Raw genomic sequence first — 16,004 nt, 5'->3', positions numbered from 1 at the left:
GGCACGGGCGGGGTCAGGGCGGACGTGAGCCGCCCCCTCCCGGCGGGCCGGAAGGGGGCGGTGGGGGAGCGGTGGATCGACGTCTAGCGGCCCGCCGGCTTCAGGCCGAGCGGCTTGCCGAGCAGTGACTCGCGGCGCACCGCGAGCCGGTCGGCCACCTGGAACAGGGCCTTCGCGGCGGGCGCGTCCGGCTGGGCCAGCACGATCGGCTGGCCGGCGTCGCCGCCCTCGCGGACCCGGGTGTCCATCGGGATCTGCCCCAGCACCGGCACCTGGGCGCCGATGGTCCGGGTCAGCGACTCGGCCACGGCCTCGCCGCCACCGGCCCCGAAGACCTCCATCCGGGAGCCGTCCGGCAGCTCCAGCCAGGACATGTTCTCGATCACGCCGACCACCCGCTGGTGGGTCTGCAGCGCGATGGCGCCGGCCCGCTCGGCCACCTCGGCGGCGGCCGCCTGCGGGGTGGTGACGACCAGGATCTCCGCGTTCGGGAGCAGTTGGGCCACCGAGATCGCGATGTCGCCGGTGCCCGGGGGCAGGTCGAGCAGGAGCACGTCCAGGTCGCCCCAGTAGACGTCGGCGAGGAACTGCTGCAGCGCCCGGTGCAGCATCGGGCCGCGCCAGACCACGGCCGCGTTGCCGGGGGTGAACATGCCGATCGAGATCACCTTCACGCCGTGCGACTGCGGCGGCATGATCATGTCTTCGACGCGGGTCGGCGCGCCGTCGGCGCCGAGCATCCGGGGCACCGAGTGGCCGTAGATGTCGGCGTCCACCACACCGACCGACAGGCCGCGGGCGGCCAGCGCGGCGGCCAGGTTGACCGTGACGCTGGACTTGCCGACGCCGCCCTTGCCGCTGGCGACCGCGTAGACCCGGGTCCGGGAACCGGGCTGGGCGAACGGGATCACCGGCTCGGCGGTGCCGCCGCCGCGCAGCTTGGACTGCAGCTCCTGGCGCTGCTCCGGACTCATCACACCGAAGATGATCTCGACGCCGCTGACGCCGGGCACCGCGCCGACGGCGGCGGTGATGTCGGTGCGCAGCTTGTCCTTCAGCGGGCAGCCGGCCACGGTGAGCAGCAGTTCCACCCGGACCACGCCGTCGTCGTCGCGCTCGGCGGAGCGGACCATGCCGAGTTCGGTGATCGGCCGACGGATCTCCGGGTCGTTGACGGTGGCCAGGGCGGCCTGGATCGCGTCGGAGACGGTGCTGACGGGTGCTGACATGCCCGCAATGTTACGTCGGGCTCTCCTGCCGGCCGTCGTGGGCGTAGTCACCGTCGAACTCGTCGCGGGGCTCGTCGAGCGGGTCGCCGCCGGCCCGGCGCCGGGTCTCCTGCCCCTGCTGCCGCCGTTCCAGCTTGCGTCGCCGCTCGGCCGCCTCGTCCAGCTCCTCGGCCAGCCGGGCCAGCTCGGAGCGGAGGAAGTCGCGGGTCGCCACGTCGCCCATCGCGATCCGCAGGGCCGCGATCTCCCGGGCCAGGTATTCCGTGTCGGCCTTCTGCATGGTCGCCCGGCGCCGGTCCTCGTCCAGCGCGATCCGGTCCCGGTCCGCCTGCCGGTTCTGCGCGAGCAGGATCAGCGGGGCCGCGTACGAGGCCTGGAGCGAGAGGATCAGGGTCAGGAACGTGAAGGTGTACGGGTCGAAGCGCAGGTCGGCCGGGGCGAGCGTGTTCCACAGGAACCAGGCGGCGAGGACCAGGGTCATGTAGACCAGGAAGTTCGCCGTGCCCATGCCCCGGGCGATCCCCTCGGCCCACCGGCCGAAGGAGTCCGCGTCGATGCGGGGCAGGTGCAGGCCCCGGGGGGCGCGCGGCTGGTCGAGCCGTTCGCCGCGTCGCTGCTCAGTCATCGTCCACGGTCCCGTCGTCGGTGGCGGACGGGGTGGGCGCCGCGTCCCGGTCCCGCCAGTCGCGCGGCAGGGAGTGGTCCAGCACGTCGTCCACGGTCACCGCGCCGACCAGCCGGTTGTTCCGGTCCACCACCGGCATCCCCACCATGTCGTAGGTGGCCATCCGGCGGGTGATCTCGGTCAGCGGGGTCGAGGTGCGGAGCGGGTCGATGTCGTTGACCACGATCCCGCCGAGCAGGTCGGCCGGGGGCTCGCGGAGCAACCGCTGGAAGTGCACCATACCCAGGTAGCGGCCGGTCGGCGTGGTCAACGGCGCCCGGGTCACGAAGACCTGCGCGGCCACCGCGGGGGAGAGCTGCACCTCGCGGATCCGGGCCAGCGCCTCGGCGACGGTGGCGTCCGGCGGCAGGATCACCGGCTCGGAGGTCATCACGCTGCCGGCGGTGCCGGAGGCGTAGCGCAGCAGTTGGCGTACCGGGTCGGCCTCGTCCGGCTCCATCAGGTCGAGCAGCACGTCCTGCTCCGGCGGGGGCAGCTCGTTGAGCAGGTCGGCGGCGTCGTCCGGGTCCATCTCCTCCAGCACGTCGGCGGCCCGTTCCCGGTCCAGCGCGGCCAGGATCTCCACCTGGTCGTGCTCGGGCAGCTCGCTCAGCACGTCGGCCAGGCGCTCGTCGTCGAGCGCGGCGGCCACCTCGTTGCGCCGGGCGTCGGGCAGGTCCTGGAGGGCGTTGGCCAGGTCGGCCGGGCGCATGTCCTCCAGCACGGCGAGCAGGTTGGCCGTACCCCGGTTGTCGCCGACCGCGCCCAGGCCGCGGACCCGGTCCCACTCGACCTGGTGGAGGTGGCCACGGCGGGTGAGCCGGCTGGTGTGCTCGCGGACGGCGACCCGGGTCAGCGCCCACTCGCCGCCCCGGCTGCACTCCATGGCCACGTCCACCACCGAACCGGCCGGACCGGAGTCGAGCTGGACCCGCCGGTCGAGCAGCTCCTGGAGGACCAGCAGCTCGTTCGGACGCTTCTCGAAGCGGCGCAGGTTGAGGGTGCCGCTGCCGAGCACGACCGCGTCCGGGTCGATGGAGGTGATCCGGTTGATGGAGAGGAAGATGCGTCGCCGCATCGGCATCTCGGCGACCAGCCCCACCACCTCCGGCGGTCGCTGGGTCGGACGCATCCGGGCCACGGCGTCACGGATCCGGCCGACCTGGTCGCCGTTCGGGTCGAAGACGGCGACTCCGGCGAGTCGAGCGATGTAGACCCGGTTCGGCGTGCTCACGGGCACCAGCCTAAGGGCCTAGTGTCTACCAACATGTCGACCCTGTCCTACGAGATCGTGGACGTCTTCACCGACCGCCCGTTCGCCGGCAACCCGCTGGCCGTGGTGTTCGGCGCGGAATCGCTCGCCACCGAGCAGATGCAGGCGCTCGCGCAGGAGTTCAACCTGTCGGAGACGGTCTTCGTGCTGGCGCCCACCCAGGTCGGCGCGACCTACCGGGCCCGGATCTTCACCCCGGTCGACGAGCTGCCGTTCGCCGGGCACCCGAGCGTCGGCGCCGCGGTGACGGCGAGCCGGCGCGGCGTGTTCGGTGTGGGCAGGGTCACCCAGGAGTGCGGCGCCGGGGTGCTGCCGATCGAGGTGACCGCCACCGGCGCGACGCTGACCGGCGGTACCCCCACCCTCGGCCCGGAGCTCGATCCGGAGCCGTTGCTGGAGATCGTCGGGCTGACCGCGGCCGACCACGCCGGGCCGCCACCCCGGGTCGCCGGGTGCGGCCTGGAGTTCCCGTACCTCCCGGTGCGGTCGGACGCGGTGGCCCGGGCCAGGCTGGACGCGGCGGCGGCGGAGCGGTACGGCGTGGAGCACGTCAGCCTCTTCTCCTGGGACGCCGACGCGCAAACCGCGCACGCCCGGGTCTTCGTGCCCGGCCTCGGCGTCCCGGAGGACCCGGCGACCGGTTCGGCCGCCCTGGGCCTGGGCGTCTGGCTGGTCGCCAGCGGCCTGCTGCCCGGGGAGGGGCGCTCGGCCTACGCGGTACGCCAGGGCGTCGAGATCAACCGCCCGTCGTCGCTGGCCTGCACGGTGACCGCGGCCGGCGGGACGGCGGTGGGCGCGACGGTGTCCGGCCAGGTGGTGCCGGTGGCCCGCGGCGAGATCGCCGTCCCGCCCTTCGTCGGCTGAGCCCGTCCCGCCCAGGTCCGGTGGTCGGTGGCGCAGCGGTGTAGCGCCAGCAGGTGACGGCGTCCCTCCGTGCCGGGGAAACCCTCGCCACTGCCTAGGAACTTGATGACGTGAACGAGTCGGCCGGACCCGCCGGCGTGACGCAGCTTCCGCGTCGATGCCGTCCTTGTTCGCGACTGCGGGGCCCGCAGCACCGGCTCACTCCTCGCGCTCCCGGATCGACGTCCGGATGGACGAGCCATGTCGGCCATGACGGCGACAGTCCGCACCGGCGGGCCGGCTCCTGAGTCATCCGCCGCATCAAGTTGCTAGTCGCCCAATCGATCCCCCGCACCCGCCGGGGCCCGGGGGTCGGGGCGCCGGTCCCCGCCGTACATCGTCGGCCGCGCCCGTCGCCGCCGTGCGGAAGATCCCCGCCGCCGGGAGGCCGCCCCGGTCCCGGGACACAGCGGCATGCGGGAGGATGGCGGGGTGAGCGACGAGGTGGACGAGCGGGTGAGCCCGCCACTGGTGGACGAGGCGGTGAAGAAGGCCGCCGTCTGCTGGGTGAGCGTTGCCGGAGGCCCGGCGTACGCGCTCTGGTGCCTGCCGCTGGACGGCGCGCTGCTGGTGGTGACCGGTCCCGGCGAGCAGGCCGCGCCCGGGCTGGCCGACGCCGACACGGCCGACGTCACGCTGCGCGGCGACCACGGCGGGCGGATCGTCAGCTGGCCGGCCCGGGTGACCCGGCTGCGGCCGGGCACCGAGGAGTGGGACACCACCGCCCCGCTGGTCGCGGCGAAGCGGCTCAACGCGTCCGGGTCGGCCGCCGAGCTGGTGGCCCGGTGGGCGGCCGAGGGTTGTGCGCTCAACCGGCTGACGCCGGCCGGCACGGCGGTGACCGGAGCCGACCTGCCGGCCGACTCGTTGGCCGAGCAGCCCCGCCCGGCGCCGGCGGTCCGGGCCGTCCGCAAGCCGTTCCGCCTGCACCGGGTCCGCCGCCGCTGATCGTCCGCTCAGTCCTTCAGGGGCGCGGCGTCGGCCGGCACCGGGACCGGCTCGACCCGGCGACCGGCGCGCGCCCCGCCGAGCACGACCACGGCCACGCCGGCCAGCAGCAGCGCCAGTCCGGGCAACGCGAGCGGTCGGGGCAGCTGGCCCAGCCAGACCCAGCCGATCAGCGCCGCGCCGGGCGCCTCCAGCAGGATGAGCACGCTGACCGTGGTCGCGGAGACCCGGTGCAGGGCGTAGTTGAACATCGAGTGCCCGAGCAGTTGGGCGCCGGCCACCAGGCCGATGATCGCCAGCCACGTCCCGCCGTTCCAGCCGTGCAGGCGGACCCCGCCGAGCAGGCAGACCACCAGCAGGATCACCGCGCAGACGCCGTAGCAGATCGTGGTGTAGGTGGTGGTGCTGATGCTGGCCCGGGCGCGCTCGCCGAAGGCGGTGTAGACGGCCGCGAACATGCCCCCGACCACGGCCAGCAGGTCACCGCCGAAGGCCCGGCCGGAGACGGCGAAGTCGGCGCCGGTGGCGAGCGCCGCGCCGAGCACCGCCACCCCGATGCCGGCCCAGACCGCGACCGGGAGCCGCCGCCCCTGCCAGCGGGCGATCAACCCCTGCCACACCGGCTGGGTCGCGCCGAGCGCGGTCGCGGCCGCCACCGTGGTGAGCTGCGCGCTCGGCATCCAGGTGGCGAAGTGCGCGGCCAGCGCCACCCCGGAGAGGACGCAGTAGAACCCCTCCCGCCGGCCCGGCCCGACGGTGAGGGAGCGGAGTTCGGCCCGCCGTCGGGCCAGCGCCACCGGGCCGAGCACCGCGACCGACAACGTGTTGCGCCAGAACGCGATGGCCAGGGCCGGGGCGGCGGCGAACGCCACCAGCGGCGCGGAGGAGGAGACGGCGGCGACGGCCAGGGCGAGCGCGCCGAGGGTCGGCGCGCCCAACGGCGGGCGGTGCGGAGCGGTGGGCACGGAGAGCAATCCTCACACGGACACCCGACACCACGGAACGTCAGCACTCCGTTACGATCACGCATCATGCTCAGGTTCCGCGCGGTGCTGTTCGACTTCTTCGGCACCCTGACCCACAGCGTCCAGCGCGGAGCCGCCCACGGCACCATCGCGGAGCTGCTCGGCTGCTCCACCGAGGCGCTGGTCGAGGTGCTCGACGGCAGCTTCTACGAGCGGGCCAGCGGGTTCTTCGGCGACGCCGAGTCGACCATGCGGTGGGTCTGCGCGCAGGTCGGCGTACGTCCCTCCGACGCGGCGGTGCGCGCCGCCGTCGCCTCCCGCCACCGGGCCGTACGGGCCGACACCCGGCTGCGCCCGGAGGCGGTGCCGGTGCTGGCCACGCTGCGCCGCCGGGGCGTACGCACCGGGCTGGTCAGCGACTGCACCCACGAGCTGCCGGCGTTCCTGCCCCAGCTCGCGGTCGCCCCGCTGCTCGACGCCCAGGTGTTCTCGGTCCAGGTGGGCCGCTGCAAGCCGGACGCGGCGCTCTACCTCGCCGCCTGTCACCGGCTCGGCCGCGCCCCGGCCGACTGCCTCTACGTGGGCGACGGCGGCAGCCAGGAACTCACCGGCGCGGAGCGGGTGGGGCTGCGCGCGTTCCGGCTGGCCGCGCCGGACCTCGCCGGACACATGGTCTTCAACGCCGACGACGGCTGGGACGGGCCGGAGCTGGCCTGCCTCACCGACGTGCTCGACCTGCTCGAACCGGTCGCCGTCGGCTGATTCCGGTCGGCCGAACTGTGGCCGTTCCGGCCACCGGCCGGGCCGCCGTGCACGACAGTGCGGGGGTGGGGGCGGACCGGCACGACGCGGCGGAGCAGGGCACCGTCGTCACGCCTTCGGCCGAGTTCCCGCCGTTGGACGACGCGGAACGGGCCGCGCTGGGCCGGATCGGCGCCCGCTGGCACGGCCCGCGCCGGGCCGACGACCTGCCCGTGGACCCGACGCCGGGCCGGCGCGCGGGCCGCCCGGCGCCCACCCGGTTCGGCCGGCTCACCCCGATCGACATGTTCACCGTGGCGCAGCCGGACGAACTGGTCGCCACCGGCGCGGCGCACCTGCCCGGCAACCGGTTCGGTCGGGCGGTCACCCGGATCCGCCGCACCCTGGTCGGCCCGCCGCTGGCCAGCTCCTCGGTGCTCTACGAGCGGATGCGCAAGCTGGTCGCGCTGCCGGTGCTCTCCTCGGACCTGCTCAGCTCCGTCGCGTACGGGCCGGAGGCCATGCTCGTCGTGCTGGTCCTGGCCGGCAGCGCCGCGCTCGGCCTCGCCCTGCCGCTGGCCGCGCTGCTCGTCGTGCTGATGGTCGCGGTCGGGCTCTCCTACCGGCAGACCATCCCGGCCTACCCGCACGGCGCCGGGTCGTACATCGTGGCCGGGGACAACCTCGGGCGTACCCCGGGGCTGGCCGCCGCGGCCGGGCTGATGCTCGACTACGTGCTGACCGTGTCCGTGTCGGTGGCCGCCGGGGTGCACGCGGTCACCTCGGCGCTGCCCGGCCTCACCCCGTGGACCGTGCCGCTCGGGGTCCTGGTGATCGGCGTCCTGCTCGCCGGCAACCTGCGTGGCGTGCGCACCGCCGGCAACATCTTCGTGCTGCCCACGTACGCCTTCGTGGTGGTGGTCCTCGCGGTGCTGGCGGTCGGCTACGCGAAGGCCGCGGCGCGCGGCTTCGCGCCGGTGCCGCCGCCGGCGGTGCCCGCCACGGAAGGGCTGGGCCTGCTGCTGGTACTGCGCGCGTTCTCCTCCGGGGCGGTGTCGATGACCGGCATCGAGGCGGTCTCCAACGCGGTGCCCGCGTTCCGCCCGACCGAGTGGCGCAACGCCCGCACGACGCTGGGCTGGATGGTCGCCATGCTGGTCACGCTCTTCGCCGGTCTGGTCGGGCTGATCCACCTCGACGGCCTGGTGCCGCGCGCGGACGAGACGCTGCTGTCCCAGCTCGGCCGGGTCACCTTCCCCAGCGGGCCCGGGTACGCGATCCTCCAGGTCACCACCGCGCTGATCCTGCTGCTGGCGGCGAACACCGCGTTCAACGACTTCCCCCGGCTGCTCTTCTTCATGGCCCGGGACGGCCACGCGCCGCGCCGGTTCCTGCACATGGGTGACCGGCTGGCGTTCAGCAACGGCCTGGTGGCGCTCGCCCTCGCCGCCGCGGGCGTCTTCGTCGCCTTCGGCGGGCACACCGAGCGGCTGATCCCGCTCTACGCGGTCGGCGTCTTCCTCGCCTTCACGCTGTCGCAGACCGGGATGGTGGTGCACTGGCGCCGCCGGCCGGGCCCGGGGCGGCGTCGCCGGCTCGCGGTCAACGCGGTCGGCGCGACGCTGTCCGGGCTGGTGCTGGTGACCGCCGCGGTCGCCAAGTTCACCGAGGGCGCCTGGGTGGTGGTGGTCGCGGTGCCGCTGCTGGTGCTGCTCTTCCGGCGGATCCACCGGCACTACGCCACGCTGCACCGGGCCCTCGCGCTGCACCCGCCCCCGCCGGGTCCGTCCGGCCCCGCCGGGTCCGCCGAGGGTGAGGAACTGCCCCAGCAGGTACGCCACCTGGTGATCGTGCCGGTGGCCCGACTGAACCGGGCCTCGCTGCGGGCCCTGGCCTACGCGACCTCACTCGGTCGGCCGACGCTGGCCGTGCACATCGCGCCGGAGGAGGCCGAGGCGGACCGGTTCCGCGAGCAGTGGCGGGCCTGGGGCGACCACCTGCGGCTGGAGACCATCGTGTCGCCGTACCGGTCGGTGATCGGGCCGCTCGCGCACTATCTGGAGGCGTTGCACAGCAGCCGGCCGGAGCTGACGCTGACCGTCATCGTGCCGGAGGTGGTGCTGCGGCGACGCCGGCACCGGCTCCTGCACAGTCGGGCCGAGCAGCGGTTGCGGGCGGCGCTGCGGGCCCTGCCCGGCGTCGTGGTCACCAGCGTCCCGGTACACGTGTCGCACTGACGTTTCACAGGTACCCGGCGAAGTGGTCGGTGACCAACGCGGCGATCGCCGCGGCGTCCCGGCTGCCGTCCACCTCGACCACGCGGATCCCGAGCGCGTGCGCGGCGGCGACCGCGTCGGCGGCGACCAGCTCGTCGCGGGCGATCCGGTTGCGCCGGGCCCGTTCCGGGTCGCTCACCCCGGGGTGCCGGGCGGTCGCCCGGGGCAGCCGTTCCACCTGGTACGCGCGGAACTCCGGAGTCGGCACCAGCACCACCATCTGCCGGGTCGACCCGACCACCGGCGCGACCAGTTCCGGACGCAGCCCCCAGCCCTCGGCGATCACCCGGCCTCCGCTGACCAGGGCGCTCAGGTCGTCCAGCACCCACGCGAAGCGGCGCGGGAACCCGGCGAGGGTCTCGTCCGCCATCCGCCGTGGGTCGGTCGCCACCCACGTCGCCTCCGGGTCGGGCCCGTCCGGCGGTTCTCCTCGGCGGACCCGGTCGGCGATCCGCCGGTCGTCGTGTCCCCGCGCGTCGTGCCGGTCGTAGAGGTAGGCGGTCAGCCCGTGCCGCAGCGCCAACGTGACGGCGAGCGTGGTCTTGCCGGCCCACTGCCCGCCGCCGATCCAGAGGGCACGGCGGGCGGTGGCCAGGGGATCGAAGTCCATGCCCCGACCCTGCGCCCCGCCACTGTCAAGATCAAGTCTTGTTCTCGGCGTCGGAGCGTGATGAAGTGAGGGGGAGGGGCAGGTCAGACGTCGTGGACCTCCAGCACCCGGGTGGTGGGGGCGGCGTCGCCCAGTTCGGCCCGCAGCGCGGCGCGCTCCGGGTCGGCGAGGAACGCGTCCAGCCCGGCGCGGGCGGTGAAGCGGATGACGTGCACCTCGGTCTGCCCGTCCCCGGTGCGCAACCGCCGTTCCAGCCGGCCGTCGTGCCGGTCGAGCAGCGCCAGCACGGCGTCCTCGTAGCGTCGCCCGGCCGGCGCGTCGGCGCTCAGGTCGACCAGCGCGACCAGCAGAACCTCGTTCCCCGTCGTCATGGGCCGAGTCTGGCAGCGCGGGCGACCCGCGGCGACCCCCGCCGGCGACGTGCCGGGCGGCGACGCCTCGGGCGGCGATCCGGTGGGCGGATCCCCTCAGGCGTCGATGCCGACCGCCTTCGCGCTGGCCGTCCAGAGTCGCGCCGCCAGCGCCGGGTCGGCCGCCTTCGGCCGGGGCCGGTGCGGCTTGCGGTCGGCGTAGTAGCCGCCGTCCATCAGCCGGGACGGGTCCTGGCGGGCGAGCCAGACCAGCGTCTCCGCGCCCTTCTCCGGGCTGCGGAACGGCAGCAGGCGCATGCCGAGCGCCACCAGGCGGCTCTCGTTGCCGAAGCGGGTGCGCACCACGCCGGGGTGGAACGCGTACGCCGGCAGCTCCGGCCAGCGCCGCGCGGCCTCGGCGGTGAACAGGATGTTCGCCTGCTTGCTGGTGCCGTAGGCGCGGAACGGCCGGTAGTGGCGCAGCGACGCGTTCAGGTCGTCGGGGTCGAGCACGCCGCTGCGGTGCGCGTCGGAGGCGGTCACCACCATCCGGCGGACCCGGTCGGCGAGCAGGTTGCTGAGCAGGAACGGGGCCAGGTGGTTGGCCTGCATGCTCAGCTCGAAGCCGTCGACCGTGGTGATCGGTTCGAGGGCGATCGCGCCGGCGTTGTTGGCCAGCACGTCGATCCGGTCGTAGTGCTCGCGCAGCCGCTCGGCGAGCCCGCGTACGTCGTCGAGCACGGCGAAGTCGGCCCGGAACAGCTCCGGCTGCTCGCCGCAGGACTCGCGGACGCGCTCCCCGGCGGCGCGCAGCCGGGCCGGGTCGCGGCCGACCAGCACCACCTGGTCGCCACGGCGGGCCAGCTCGACGGCGGCGGCCAACCCGATGCCCGAACTGGCCCCGGTCAGCACCACGATCCGACGCTCAGTGAGATCTTCCACAGGTCCATTCACCCCGGTCACGGCACGAGGTTACCGTGGCGTCACCACGCCCTTTGGGATCGTTAAGTTCTCGACATCCACCGCCCGCGTCGGCCCCGTACGGCCGGACGCTGGAAGGAGCGCATCCATGGCCGTTGTCGGTCGCCCCCGCCGGTCCTGCCTCGCGGTACCCGGCTCCAGCGTCAAGATGCTGGGCAAGGCCCAGGGTCTCCCCGCCGACCAGGTCTTCCTCGACCTGGAGGACGCGGTCGCCCCGCTGGCCAAGCCGGACGCGCGCAAGAACATCGTGGCCGCGCTGAACGACGGCGACTGGACCGGCAAGACCCGGGTGGTCCGCGTGAACGACCTGACCACGCCGTGGACCTACCGGGACGTCATCGAGGTGGTCGAGGGCGCCGGGGCGAACCTGGACTGCATCATGCTGCCGAAGGTGCAGAACGCGGAGCAGGTGCACTGGCTGGACCTGCTGCTCACCCAGATCGAGAAGACGCTCGGTCTGGAGGTGGGCCGGATCGGCATCGAGGCGCAGATCGAGAACGCCGCCGGTCTGGTCAACGTGGACGCCATCGCGGCCGCCTCACCCCGGGTGGAGACCATCATCTTCGGTCCGGCCGACTTCATGGCCTCGATCAACATGAAGTCGCTGGTGGTCGGCGCGCTGATCCCGGACTACCCGGGCGATCCCTACCACTACATCCTGATGCGCATCCTGATGGCCGCGCGGATGCACGACAAGCAGGCCATCGACGGCCCGTTCCTGCAGATCCGGGACGTGGACGCGTTCCGCGAGGTGGCGAAGCGCTCGGCCGCGCTGGGCTTCGACGGCAAGTGGGTGCTGCACCCCGGCCAGATCGACGCGGCCAACGAGGTCTACTCGCCGGCGCAGGCCGACTACGACCACGCCGAGCTGATCCTCGACGCCTACGACTTCTACACCTCGGAGGCGGGCGGGAAGCTCGGCGCGGTGATGCTCGGCGACGAGATGATCGACGAGGCGTCCCGCAAGATGGCGCTGGTGGTCGCCGCCAAGGGCCGGGCCGCGGGCATGACCCGTACCTCGTCGTTCACCCCGCCCACCGAGTGACCGCACGCCGCTGACGTCGCCGGGCCGCCCCCTCGCCGGGGGCGGCCCGCGCGCGTCAGTAGCTGCTGGAGCTGTCCGAGTTGACCGCGATCACGATCATCACGATGTAGAAGACGATCAGGGCGACCAGCAGGGCGGTGAGGATCCAGCCCACGATGATGGCCGCCTTGGCCATGCCCTCGCCCTGCTCGCCGGTCTCCCGGATCTGCTTGCGGGCGACATGGCCCATGATCGCGCCGATCGGCGCGGTGATGCAGGAGGTGAAGCCGACCAGCGAGAGCACCAGCGCCACGATGGCCAGTGAGTTCGTCTTGCTGGTCGGCGGCGCGTAACCCGGGTAGGCGCCCGGCGGCGGGTATGCCCCGGGCGGCGGGTAGCCGCCGGGCACCGCGTACGGGTCTCCGGCGGGCTGCGGGTAGGGCGACTTCGCGACCGCGTACGGGTCGACCGGCGCGTACGGATCGACCGGCGGGCTCGACTGCGGGTCCTGCCAACCACCGGGGGGTGGGGGATAGCTCATCTGATCATCTCCAGGTACGTGGTCCGGGTCAGGGTAGCCACCCGGGCGCAACACGGAGGACCCCCTTTCCGGGTGCCGCGTTGCCCGGAAGGTCCACAGCGGGCAGGATCCTCGGCATGGCACTTGACGCGCGTGGTGGTCGGTCGCGACGGGACATGAGCCGGCCGGGGTCGGTGCGCCGCCCGCGCGGCGGCGAGCCCACGGGCGCCGCCGACCAGGAACGGTCCGAGCCGCTCCCGGAGCCGGCCACCATGCGCCTGGACGGCCGGGTCGCCCTGGTCACCGGCGCGGGCAGCGCCGACGGCATCGGGTACGCGACCGCGCGCCGGCTGGCCGACCTGGGCGCCCGGGTGGCGATCGTGTCGACCACCCGCCGGATCCACGACCGCGCCGGCGAGCTGGGCGTCACCGGCTTCGTCGCCGACCTCACCGACGAGTCCGAGGTCGGCGCGCTCGCCGACGCCGTGGCCGAGCAGCTCGGCGACGTCGAGGTGCTGGTCAACAACGCCGGCCTGGCGAGCCGGGCCAGCCCGGAGGTGCTGCGGCCGGTGGCCCAGCTGACCTACGACGAGTGGCGCGGCGAGATCGACCGCAACCTGACCACCGCGTTCCTGTGCAGTCGCGCGTTCATCGTGGGCATGGCCGAGCGGGGCTGGGGGCGGATCGTCAACCTGGCCGCCACGGCCGGTCCGGTCAACGCGCTGCCCACCGAGGCGGGCTACGCGGCGGCGAAGGCCGGCGTGGTCGGGCTGACCCGGGCGCTGGCGATGGAGATGATCGCCGACGGGGTGACCGTCAACGCGGTGGCGCCCGGCATCATCCACACCGCGGCGTCCACCCTGGCCGAGATCAAGCAGGGGCACGGCACGCCGGTGGGGCGCCCCGGCACACCGGACGAGGTGGCCGCCGCCATCGCCTTCCTCTGCTCACCGGCCGCGTCGTACATCACCGGGCAGATGCTGGTGGTCGACGGCGGCAACAGCGTGCGGGAGGCGCAGTTCCGCTGAGCGGTCAGTAGCCGGTGCCGTTGTCGGAGTTGGCCCAGATGGCCAGCCCGATCCAGCCGCAGCAGGCGATCACACCGAGCACGGTGAAGACGTAGCTGAGGATCAGGCCCCAGGTGGCGAGCTGCTCGCCCTCCTCGCCGGTCTGCCGGATCTGTCGCTTGGCCAGGTGGCCGCAGACGATGCCGGCCGGCGCGAAGACGAACGCGAAGACCAGGGACAGGATGGCGAGCACGTTCGGGCCGCCGCGGGGGCGTGGTCCCGGGCCGGACGGGCCGTACTGACCGTAGGGCGGCTGCGGGGCGTACGGCGGCTGCTGTCCCCACTGCGGGTGCTGCTGCCCGTACTGCGGCTGCCCGTAGGGCTGGCCGTGGCCCGGCGGCTCGTACGGCGACGGTGGTTGCTCGTCGGTCACGTACGCCCCCCGGATCGCAGGTCAACGGCCCTCTCTCTTGCGGACGCTACCCGCAGCGGTGAACCTTTTCACAGCGGTTGTGTGGACTGGTCACCTTGGCGCGGCCGGTCCCGGGGCCGATACTGACCGAGCGTTCAGTTACCCATGAGTAATGCGCCGACCCCGGAGGCTGAGATGGCCCGACTCGCCCAGACGCCCGGCCTGACCGACGTGCAGCGGTCGATCCTGGAAACCGTCCGGGAGTTCGCCGACAAGGAGATCATTCCGCACGCCCAGCGGCTGGAGCACGCCGACGAGTACCCCGCCGACATCCTCGACGGGATGCGCGAGATGGGGCTGTTCGGCCTCACCATCGACGAGGAGTACGGCGGCCTGGGCGAGTCCCTGCTGACCTACGCCCTGGTGGTCGAGGAGCTGTCCCGGGGCTGGATGTCGATCTCCGGCATCGTCAACACCCACTTCATCGTGGCGTACCTGATCTCGCAGCACGGCTCGGCCGACCAGAAGGCCCGGCTGCTGCCCCGGATGGCGACCGGCGAGGTGCGCGGCGCGTTCTCCATGTCGGAGCCCGAGTGCGGCTCGGACGTGTCGGCGATCAAGTCGAAGGCGGTCCGCGACGGCGACTCCTACGTCCTGAACGGCCAGAAGATGTGGCTGACCAACGGGGCGTACTCCTCGGTGGTGGCCACCCTGGTCAAGACCGACACCGGGGCCGACTCGGTCTACGGCAACATGAGCACCTTCCTGCTGGAGAAGGAGCCCGGCTTCGGCGAGACCGCGCCCGGCCTGACCATTCCCGGCAAGATCGACAAGATGGGCTACAAGGGCGTCGAGACCACCGAGATGGTGCTCGACGGCGTCACCGTCCCGGCCTCCGCCGTGCTCGGCGGTGAGGAGAAGGTCGGCCGCGGCTTCTACCAGATGATGGACGGCATCGAGGTGGGCCGGGTCAACGTCGCCGCCCGCGCCTGCGGCATCTCGATCCGCGCGTTCGAGCTGGCCGTGGCCTACGCCCAGCAGCGCAAGACGTTCGGCCAGCCGCTCGCCCGGCACCAGGCGATCGCGTTCAAGCTCGCCGAGATGGGCACCAAGATCGAGGCCGCGCACTCCCTCATGGTCAACGCGGCCCGACTCAAGGACGCCGGTCAGCGCAACGACGTCGAGGCGGGCATGGCCAAGCTGCTCGCCTCGGAATACTGCGCCGAGGTGGTCCAGGAGGCGTTCCGCATCCACGGCGGCTACGGCTACTCCAAGGAGTACGAGATCGAGCGCCTGATGCGCGAGGCGCCGTTCCTGCTGATCGGCGAGGGCACCTCGGAGATCCAGAAGACGATCATCTCCCGCGGCCTGCTCAAGGAGTACAAGCTGTAAGGAAGGGCCCCTTCTTAACGTCTCCGGTAGAGCAGGGGCCCCCTCTTAACGCGTCGGCCGGCGCGTGACGTGGTCGGTGGCAGGCAGGTGCCGGCGGGCGTGTTCGACCAGCGCGCCCGGGTCGTCGGCGTACAGCCGGATCTCCCGCACCGGCGCGCTCGGTCCCTTCGGCAGCGGCACCGACAGCGGCTCGCGCAGCACCACGTCGATCGCGGTCTGGCTGCCGACGCCGAGGTTGAGCACCGCCGGGTCGTCCGCGTCGTACTGGACGGCCCGGCTGGACGGCAGCGAGCGGCGACGGAACGACACCTCGGCGACGGCGGTCCACGGGATCGTGACGTCGATCGAGACGCCGTTGCGCACCCGCAGGCCGGCGTCGTCGACGACGTGCGGGTGGATCCGGAGGCTGGCCAGCAGCCCGACCATCCACAGCACGCCCCAGACGCCGAGCCCGATCGCCGCGTGCCGCACCGTCGGCTGGTCGACGGTGTGCCGCAGGATCACGTCGAGGACCGGGATCTCGATCGTGGACAGGACGATGAAGGCCAGCAGGATCGCCTGCACCCCGCCGACGTAGGCGTAGGTCTCCGCGCCCGGCGCCACCGGGTACGGCCGACGCAGGATCCACCGGGTGAGGCTGCGCCACATGCCCCACTCGTACGCCACCACGCGCCGCGCCAGCCGGAACGCCCGCCCCATCACCGCACCC

At 73.5% G+C, this 16,004-nt stretch carries 17 protein-coding genes; 7 read left to right on the top strand and 10 right to left on the bottom strand.

Going from position 1 to position 16,004, the window contains the following annotated elements; all coding sequences use genetic code 11:
- Nucleotides 1-83 precede the first annotated feature (83 nt).
- The 3 genes from CO540_RS16225 to CO540_RS16215 are packed head-to-tail and all read right to left on the bottom strand — an operon-like array spanning nt 84 to nt 3,127.
- A complete protein-coding gene (locus CO540_RS16225; RefSeq protein WP_091582715.1) occupies nt 84-1,229 on the bottom strand; it encodes an Mrp/NBP35 family ATP-binding protein in 1,146 nt (381 codons plus the stop codon).
- 10 nt (nt 1,230-1,239) lie between these two features.
- On the bottom strand, nt 1,240-1,854 hold the full coding sequence (locus CO540_RS16220) for a DUF1003 domain-containing protein (protein WP_091582711.1): 615 nt from the start codon (nt 1,852-1,854) through the stop codon (nt 1,240-1,242).
- Entirely contained in the window at nt 1,847-3,127 is a 1,281-nt protein-coding gene (locus CO540_RS16215; protein ID WP_099162695.1) for a magnesium transporter MgtE N-terminal domain-containing protein, read from the bottom strand. The genes CO540_RS16220 and CO540_RS16215 overlap by 8 nt, the downstream gene beginning before the upstream one ends.
- A gap of 33 nt (nt 3,128-3,160) precedes the next feature.
- Between CO540_RS16215 and CO540_RS16210 the strand changes: the two genes are divergently transcribed.
- Together CO540_RS16210 and CO540_RS16205 are read left to right on the top strand one after the other, a co-directional pair.
- The gene (locus CO540_RS16210; RefSeq protein WP_099162694.1) at nt 3,161-4,030 is read left to right on the top strand and encodes a PhzF family phenazine biosynthesis protein; all 870 of its coding nucleotides are present in this window, start codon (nt 3,161-3,163) and stop codon (nt 4,028-4,030) included.
- Between the two features lie 453 nt (nt 4,031-4,483).
- Nucleotides 4,484-5,017 (top strand): hypothetical protein, encoded by a 534-nt coding sequence (locus CO540_RS16205; protein WP_172967861.1) that lies wholly within the window; start codon nt 4,484-4,486, stop codon nt 5,015-5,017.
- Between the two features lie 8 nt (nt 5,018-5,025).
- Here CO540_RS16205 and CO540_RS16200 read toward each other — a convergent pair whose 3' ends face one another.
- Nucleotides 5,026-5,982, bottom strand: coding sequence for a DMT family transporter (locus CO540_RS16200; RefSeq protein ID WP_099164788.1), 957 nt, complete (start codon nt 5,980-5,982; stop codon nt 5,026-5,028).
- A 66-nt stretch (nt 5,983-6,048) separates the two neighbouring features.
- Between CO540_RS16200 and CO540_RS16195 the strand changes: the two genes are divergently transcribed.
- Together CO540_RS16195 and CO540_RS16190 are read left to right on the top strand one after the other, a co-directional pair.
- Nucleotides 6,049-6,744 (top strand): HAD family hydrolase, encoded by a 696-nt coding sequence (locus CO540_RS16195; protein ID WP_091582694.1) that lies wholly within the window; start codon nt 6,049-6,051, stop codon nt 6,742-6,744.
- A 65-nt stretch (nt 6,745-6,809) separates the two neighbouring features.
- The gene (locus tag CO540_RS16190; protein ID WP_099164787.1) at nt 6,810-8,960 is read left to right on the top strand and encodes an APC family permease; all 2,151 of its coding nucleotides are present in this window, start codon (nt 6,810-6,812) and stop codon (nt 8,958-8,960) included.
- 4 nt (nt 8,961-8,964) lie between these two features.
- Here the strand turns inward: CO540_RS16190 and CO540_RS30955 are convergent, their stop codons facing one another.
- From CO540_RS30955 to CO540_RS16175, 3 genes are all read right to left on the bottom strand, one after another.
- Entirely contained in the window at nt 8,965-9,609 is a 645-nt protein-coding gene (locus tag CO540_RS30955) for a hypothetical protein (RefSeq protein ID WP_099162693.1), read from the bottom strand.
- 83 nt (nt 9,610-9,692) lie between these two features.
- Nucleotides 9,693-9,980 (bottom strand): hypothetical protein, encoded by a 288-nt coding sequence (locus CO540_RS16180; RefSeq protein ID WP_099162692.1) that lies wholly within the window; start codon nt 9,978-9,980, stop codon nt 9,693-9,695.
- Between the two features lie 96 nt (nt 9,981-10,076).
- Nucleotides 10,077-10,901 (bottom strand): SDR family NAD(P)-dependent oxidoreductase, encoded by an 825-nt coding sequence (locus tag CO540_RS16175; protein ID WP_172967860.1) that lies wholly within the window; start codon nt 10,899-10,901, stop codon nt 10,077-10,079.
- A 127-nt stretch (nt 10,902-11,028) separates the two neighbouring features.
- On the opposite strand from CO540_RS16175, the gene CO540_RS16170 reads away from it, so the two are divergent.
- Nucleotides 11,029-11,985 (top strand): CoA ester lyase, encoded by a 957-nt coding sequence (locus CO540_RS16170; RefSeq protein WP_091582678.1) that lies wholly within the window; start codon nt 11,029-11,031, stop codon nt 11,983-11,985.
- Between the two features lie 55 nt (nt 11,986-12,040).
- Here the strand turns inward: CO540_RS16170 and CO540_RS16165 are convergent, their stop codons facing one another.
- The gene (locus CO540_RS16165) at nt 12,041-12,505 is read right to left on the bottom strand and encodes a DUF4190 domain-containing protein (protein WP_091582673.1); all 465 of its coding nucleotides are present in this window, start codon (nt 12,503-12,505) and stop codon (nt 12,041-12,043) included.
- Nucleotides 12,506-12,621: 116 nt separating this feature from the next.
- Between CO540_RS16165 and CO540_RS16160 the strand changes: the two genes are divergently transcribed.
- Nucleotides 12,622-13,512, top strand: coding sequence for an SDR family NAD(P)-dependent oxidoreductase (locus CO540_RS16160; protein WP_099162690.1), 891 nt, complete (start codon nt 12,622-12,624; stop codon nt 13,510-13,512).
- 4 nt (nt 13,513-13,516) lie between these two features.
- Here CO540_RS16160 and CO540_RS16155 read toward each other — a convergent pair whose 3' ends face one another.
- Nucleotides 13,517-13,924: a DUF4190 domain-containing protein gene (locus tag CO540_RS16155; RefSeq protein ID WP_099162689.1), complete on the bottom strand. Its 408-nt coding sequence runs from the start codon at nt 13,922-13,924 to the stop codon at nt 13,517-13,519.
- A gap of 174 nt (nt 13,925-14,098) precedes the next feature.
- On the opposite strand from CO540_RS16155, the gene CO540_RS16150 reads away from it, so the two are divergent.
- Nucleotides 14,099-15,295, top strand: coding sequence for an acyl-CoA dehydrogenase family protein (locus CO540_RS16150; RefSeq protein WP_098743800.1), 1,197 nt, complete (start codon nt 14,099-14,101; stop codon nt 15,293-15,295).
- A gap of 45 nt (nt 15,296-15,340) precedes the next feature.
- Here CO540_RS16150 and CO540_RS16145 read toward each other — a convergent pair whose 3' ends face one another.
- Nucleotides 15,341-15,994, bottom strand: coding sequence for a PH domain-containing protein (locus tag CO540_RS16145; protein WP_099162688.1), 654 nt, complete (start codon nt 15,992-15,994; stop codon nt 15,341-15,343).
- Nucleotides 15,995-16,004: the final 10 nt, after the last annotated feature.

This window comes from Micromonospora sp. WMMA2032 (assembly GCF_002688545.1).
GTDB classification, from domain to species: domain Bacteria; phylum Actinomycetota; class Actinomycetes; order Mycobacteriales; family Micromonosporaceae; genus Micromonospora; species Micromonospora sediminicola.
Note: the sequence above shows the minus strand (reverse complement) of the source record. Positions and strands in the feature narration are given on the sequence as shown.

Coding starts and splice junctions, on each gene's coding strand:
- CO540_RS16225 (WP_091582715.1), bottom strand. CDS start 1,229: ATGTCAGCACCCGTCAGCACCGTCTCCGACGCGATCCAGGCCGCCCTG.
- CO540_RS16220 (WP_091582711.1), bottom strand. CDS start 1,854: ATGACTGAGCAGCGACGCGGCGAACGGCTCGACCAGCCGCGCGCCCCC.
- CO540_RS16210 (WP_099162694.1), top strand. CDS start 3,161: ATGTCGACCCTGTCCTACGAGATCGTGGACGTCTTCACCGACCGCCCG.
- CO540_RS16205 (WP_172967861.1), top strand. CDS start 4,484: ATGCGGGAGGATGGCGGGGTGAGCGACGAGGTGGACGAGCGGGTGAGC.
- CO540_RS16195 (WP_091582694.1), top strand. CDS start 6,049: ATGCTCAGGTTCCGCGCGGTGCTGTTCGACTTCTTCGGCACCCTGACC.
- CO540_RS30955 (WP_099162693.1), bottom strand. CDS start 9,609: ATGGACTTCGATCCCCTGGCCACCGCCCGCCGTGCCCTCTGGATCGGC.
- CO540_RS16180 (WP_099162692.1), bottom strand. CDS start 9,980: ATGACGACGGGGAACGAGGTTCTGCTGGTCGCGCTGGTCGACCTGAGC.
- CO540_RS16170 (WP_091582678.1), top strand. CDS start 11,029: ATGGCCGTTGTCGGTCGCCCCCGCCGGTCCTGCCTCGCGGTACCCGGC.
- CO540_RS16165 (WP_091582673.1), bottom strand. CDS start 12,505: ATGAGCTATCCCCCACCCCCCGGTGGTTGGCAGGACCCGCAGTCGAGC.
- CO540_RS16160 (WP_099162690.1), top strand. CDS start 12,622: ATGGCACTTGACGCGCGTGGTGGTCGGTCGCGACGGGACATGAGCCGG.
- CO540_RS16150 (WP_098743800.1), top strand. CDS start 14,099: ATGGCCCGACTCGCCCAGACGCCCGGCCTGACCGACGTGCAGCGGTCG.
- CO540_RS16145 (WP_099162688.1), bottom strand. CDS start 15,994: ATGGGGCGGGCGTTCCGGCTGGCGCGGCGCGTGGTGGCGTACGAGTGG.